The organism is uncultured Oribacterium sp. (assembly GCF_902481605.1).
GTDB lineage: Bacteria > Bacillota > Clostridia > Lachnospirales > Lachnospiraceae > Oribacterium > Oribacterium sinus.
In genome coordinates this window covers 1-4,500 of record NZ_CABSXI010000106.1, presented here as the reverse complement: position 1 = coordinate 4,500, position 4,500 = coordinate 1, and the positions used below count along the sequence as shown (strand labels likewise).

Genomic DNA, 4,500 nt, shown 5'->3' with positions numbered 1-4,500 from the left:
ATCCGTTATCAGTAAATTTCTGTCTTGCAATACTTAAATATGCTTCCGGAAAAGGAATTTCAACATCACCTATCAAAAGTTCTACAAGTTCTCTGTCATTTTCTGCACCGACTTGTTGCGTAAGAAATACTCCTCCGCTTTTAAGAGTTCTTTTAATTTCGTTTATGTTATATTGACCATGCCTGTTAGTAATAATGTCAAAGTAGTTATCTTCAAAAGGAAGAATATCTCCTCCGTCACATGCTTTAAAATCTATTCCTAAAGGAAGAAGTCTGTCCTCACATATTTTGATGTTTGGTTCATACCCTTCAATCGCAGCAGTATATTTAGCGTTTGCCATAAAAGACAAAAGAAATTCGCCACCTCCTGTTTCCATGTCCAATAAATAATCTGTATCATTCAAATAGGATTTTATAATGTTTTCAAAATCCCAAGAGAGATCATCCTCTTCTTTATATCTTCCTCTAATATGTGAGAAATCCCAACCTTTAATATGCGCTATTTCCTGCTCAAGTAACCATTGATTTATAAGTGCTTGTTTTTCCATTTTTCTCCTTTCACTACCAAAAATATCAGTATATGTTTTATCCCTCAATATCAGCCGACAATAGCCCCTTCTTAGGGCTTCCATTAACTGCTATGCTGTGTCCAAAGAAAAGGTCATCATCATCAAGATAAGCTGTAAATGAACCTCCCGATGTCACCCATATTAAGCTTAAGCTAATTCTCTTTGCAAAGCTTTCTTCTGTAATTAAAGCAGCTTCTTCATCAGATTCTGCCCATTCACTCTGTGTCATTTTATTTCTTAGTCTTATGTATTCTATTAATTCCATTATTCTCTCCAATCAATCCCAAACGATTTCCAAACATTTATAATTTTCAGTACATATAATTATTCCTAAAAAAAGCCCTTCCCATTCCTTTCGGAAGGAAAAGAGCTTAATACGACAAAAACTCTTTTGCTTTTCTATTTCTGTCAATTTCTATTTCTTTATTTTCGAAGGAAAATATATTGATCTTCCGTGGAAAGTTTATCCTCAAAGTTAAAATCCAGCCCCTTAAAGCCCTTGATTTCTTCTGCATTTTCTATCTTATTTTCTGCCAAATAGCGCACCATTTCTCCTCTTGCCATCTTGGCATAGACGCCCTTTTGCACAAGCTTTTCTCCTGACTTCTCATAAAAACCGCAGCTAATGTAGTGAATGGGAAATGATAATTCTTTCGTTTCATCTTTCCACATGATTTTTTTCCTCAGGATTCTATCCTTGGGAAGATATTTCTCTATACATTTGGAATATTCTTTGGAGGCGAGATTGAGGATTAGCATAGGATTTCCATTTTCCAACGACTTTTCTCCCTCTTTTTGCAAACGCTCTTCTATCTCTTCCAAAAGCAATGCAGTCCAGATATCCTCACCCCAAAAGTCATACAGATTTTTAGAAGTACCAATCTTCGCCTTTGCCTGCATTTCCAAACGATAGGGAACCACCCCATCTAGGGGCTTTACCACGCCATAAAAGCCGGAAAGAATCCGAAGATGACTCTGTAAATACGCCAGTTGAGAGGCCTCCATAACAGATGGAGCCATATACTGATACTGAATCCCTTCGTAGGATAAAATGGCCGGACTACAATTACTCTTCAGGTCCATTTGAACTATACGTTCACTATTTTCCCTGGCCAAATCCTCATTACAGGCCCAAAGCTCTTTTAACTCTAAAAAAGAAAGAGATTTTAAATATTGTAAAAGGCGTTCCGTCTTTCCCGACAGATTCAATCCACCTTTCAAAAATGTACTATTTTCCTCTGCTCCTGATTCCACAAAAAGAGGATAGCCTTGGTGAGGGATATCCAATTCAGATGTTTTCATTTTTTTCGCAGGAGAAATTATAATTTTCATAAAATACCTTTCCTCTAAAAACCAAGCTAACTATTCTCGAATTAAAAAATCATCCTTTTAAAACAAGCCAAAAGCTATGAAGAAATCCACATACCTTCCTTTGTCACAGTACAGGGTAAATACAGAATCTTTACCCCGGCCTGCCGGGCTTCTTCCAATGCGTCTCCAAAGGCCTTATGGGTCTCCACATTCGGATATACCATAGAAACCTTGGGCATGGCAATCACAAAAGCCAAAATAGCGATATAGCCCTCCTGTATAGCCTTCGTAAGTTCCCTTAAATGCTTTACTCCACGTTCCGTCGGGGCATCCGGGAAATAACCGATGCCGTCCCTTTCCAAGGTACATCCCTTTACTTCTAAGAGATATTTACGGATATTCCCTGATACATTGAGAATCTCCTGACGCTGCATTCTTATATTCTCGGCCCGCTGCTCCTTTCCATTTCTTTCTTCCATTTCCCCATATTTCCAAAAGGCTTCCGGAAGACTTTCATCTCTCTCCATATAAAAATCCACTCTGGAATCAGAGAATACATACTCCGGCTTCAGTTTTTGAAAAGAAAAACGACTAAGCCATTCCGCTACCACCTGATTCGGGGCCTGACTGTCGATGTTTACCAACCCCAACCCTGCCTTCTCCACTGCCACCAAATCAAAGGCAGTCTTACGATTGGGATTTCCGCTTTTCTCCAAATATACTTTAACCCCCGGTAGCAAGAGTTCCTTACAGCGCCCGGTATTTTTCACATGTACCGTTTCCGCCTTACCCTCTATCTCCACATGGGCAATAAAGCGGTTTGGACGGTCCAAAAATTTTCCTTCTACAATATTTTGATACTGCATAATTCCTCTTTGTTCTTAATCAAGCCCTTATAGCACTTTTTTTCTCTTCTCGTAACTTCATAAAATGGGAGCTTTTCCTTTTAAATCTTTTCGACTGCCTAAGACAAAGCCACATCCAAGGCCATCATTACCGTAAAGCCCAAAGCAAAAAGCAGAACGCCTATATTGCTGTGCTCCCCCTCAGACATTTCCGGAATCAACTCTTCCACTACTACATAGAGCATAGCTCCCGCCGCAAAAGATAGGAAGATTGGCATATAAGGAGCAAATATCGGTGCAAAGAAAATCATCAGTAGGGCTCCAAGGGGTTCCACCGCTCCGGATAATACACCATTCATAAAGGCTTTCCCCTTGCTTTGCCCCTTGCTATGAAGCGGCAGGGAAATAATAGCTCCCTCCGGAAAATTTTGTAAGGCAATTCCCAAGGCTAAGGCCAGGGCAGCTCCGGCAGTAATATTAACTTCTCCTGTCAAAAGTCCAGCAAACACTACCCCCACAGCCATTCCTTCCGGAATATTATGAAGGGTTACCGCAAGGAGCATCATCGTAGTCCTTTGAAAAGAACTGGGCATTCCTTCAGCCTGATCTGTATTCTGATGCAAGTGTGGGATAATCTTATCCAATGCCAATAAAAACAAGGTTCCCAGCCAAAATCCCACAAAGGCGGGAAGAAAGGCCACCTTTCCCAAATGAGCACTCTCTTCCATAGCAGGTATCAGCAAGCTCCAAATAGAAGCCGCTACCATGACGCCTGCAGCAAATCCTGTTAGCCCCTTCTGCACATTGGGATGAAAATCTCGTTTCATAATGAAAACACAGGCCGCTCCCAAGCTTGTTCCAATAAAGGGAATTAATATACCCCAAAAAACTACCATATTCATAGAAACTCCTTATACTACTCTTTATTTATCTTTCATACTCTTTATTTTGCTTTATTAATTTCATTCAATTATATTGTTTGCAATTTTATTGATTTAGTATATCTGAATCCGTGAAATATGGCAAGAAAAAATCTCTATTCCCAAGTCTTCCAAATATCCGGACAATACCCTACCGTGGCCTGCTTCCCATTTCTCACGATGGGTTGCTTTAATACCATAGGATACTCTAAGACTTTCGCAAATTTGTCTTCCTTCGCAAGATAACGAATCAGTTGATATGCTTCCCGCTCCTTTGTTTTTTCATCCAGCATCTCTTCCAAATCGCCCACAGCAGAAAGAACGGATTGTAATTCTCCCTTGCTGATTCCCTTTTCTTTCAAATCTACAGCCTGAAATTTAATCCCTCTTTCCTTAAAATAGCGTTCCGCCTTCTTTGTATCCTGGCTCTTCTTTGTTCCAAAGATCTGAATATTCATAAAGCACTCCCCAAAAAAATTCCTCTACGAAAAACACTCCTCTTTGTGATACTTCTTTCCTAATCCCCTTTTTTCGTATACAAGACTCTTAGGTAGGAGGTCTCCCCTCCTACCTTTTCTATTTCTTCCCTTTTGTACTCTTCTTCATGGAAAATCGGAAAAAAACGGTCAGCATCCGGGACTTCCATATCCACATAAGTCATATAGATTTTATTTGCAAGGGGAAGTGCTTCCTGAAATAACTCCGCTCCTCCTGCAATAAAGATTTCTTCTTGCCCCGCTCTTTCTATTGCTTCCTTTAAAGATTTTACAGTATATATATTTTCTCCGGAGAAGACCTTTGTTTTGGATACAACGATATTTGTTCTATTTGGAAGAGGATGGCCGATTTCCTCATA

The 4,500-nt window shown here is 39.7% G+C and carries 6 protein-coding genes and 1 pseudogene; all 7 read right to left on the bottom strand.

Annotated elements, in window-relative coordinates:
• Positions 1 to 547 (bottom strand): class I SAM-dependent methyltransferase (locus RDQ32_RS10800; RefSeq protein WP_308580489.1); only part of this gene is annotated, 547 nt, incomplete at its 3' end.
• Between the two features lie 37 nt (positions 548 to 584).
• Positions 585 to 785, bottom strand: a pseudogene (locus tag RDQ32_RS10795) (DUF2262 domain-containing protein); the annotation flags it as partial.
• Positions 786 to 991: 206 nt separating this feature from the next.
• Complete coding sequence (gene yaaA / locus RDQ32_RS10790) at positions 992 to 1,900, bottom strand: peroxide stress protein YaaA (protein WP_308580488.1); 909 nt, start codon at positions 1,898 to 1,900, stop codon at positions 992 to 994.
• Positions 1,901 to 1,974: 74 nt separating this feature from the next.
• The gene (locus tag RDQ32_RS10785) at positions 1,975 to 2,745 is read right to left on the bottom strand and encodes a DNA/RNA nuclease SfsA (RefSeq protein WP_308580486.1); all 771 of its coding nucleotides are present in this window, start codon (positions 2,743 to 2,745) and stop codon (positions 1,975 to 1,977) included.
• A gap of 98 nt (positions 2,746 to 2,843) precedes the next feature.
• Entirely contained in the window at positions 2,844 to 3,626 is a 783-nt protein-coding gene (locus RDQ32_RS10780) for a ZIP family metal transporter (protein ID WP_308580485.1), read from the bottom strand.
• A gap of 134 nt (positions 3,627 to 3,760) precedes the next feature.
• Positions 3,761 to 4,102 carry an arsenate reductase family protein gene (locus tag RDQ32_RS10775; RefSeq protein ID WP_308580484.1) on the bottom strand — a complete coding sequence of 114 codons (342 nt, stop codon included), beginning with the start codon at positions 4,100 to 4,102 and terminating at the stop codon, positions 3,761 to 3,763.
• A gap of 59 nt (positions 4,103 to 4,161) precedes the next feature.
• Positions 4,162 to 4,500: dihydrofolate reductase (locus tag RDQ32_RS10770; protein ID WP_308580483.1), on the bottom strand; the 339-nt coding region annotated here is incomplete at its 5' end.

What these genes read in the sequence shown, in the direction of transcription:
- yaaA (WP_308580488.1), bottom strand. Translation starts at nt 1,900, where the DNA reads ATGAAAATTATAATTTCTCCTGCGAAAAAAATGAAAACATCTGAATTG.
- RDQ32_RS10785 (WP_308580486.1), bottom strand. Translation starts at nt 2,745, where the DNA reads ATGCAGTATCAAAATATTGTAGAAGGAAAATTTTTGGACCGTCCAAAC.
- RDQ32_RS10780 (WP_308580485.1), bottom strand. Translation starts at nt 3,626, where the DNA reads ATGAATATGGTAGTTTTTTGGGGTATATTAATTCCCTTTATTGGAACA.
- RDQ32_RS10775 (WP_308580484.1), bottom strand. Translation starts at nt 4,102, where the DNA reads ATGAATATTCAGATCTTTGGAACAAAGAAGAGCCAGGATACAAAGAAG.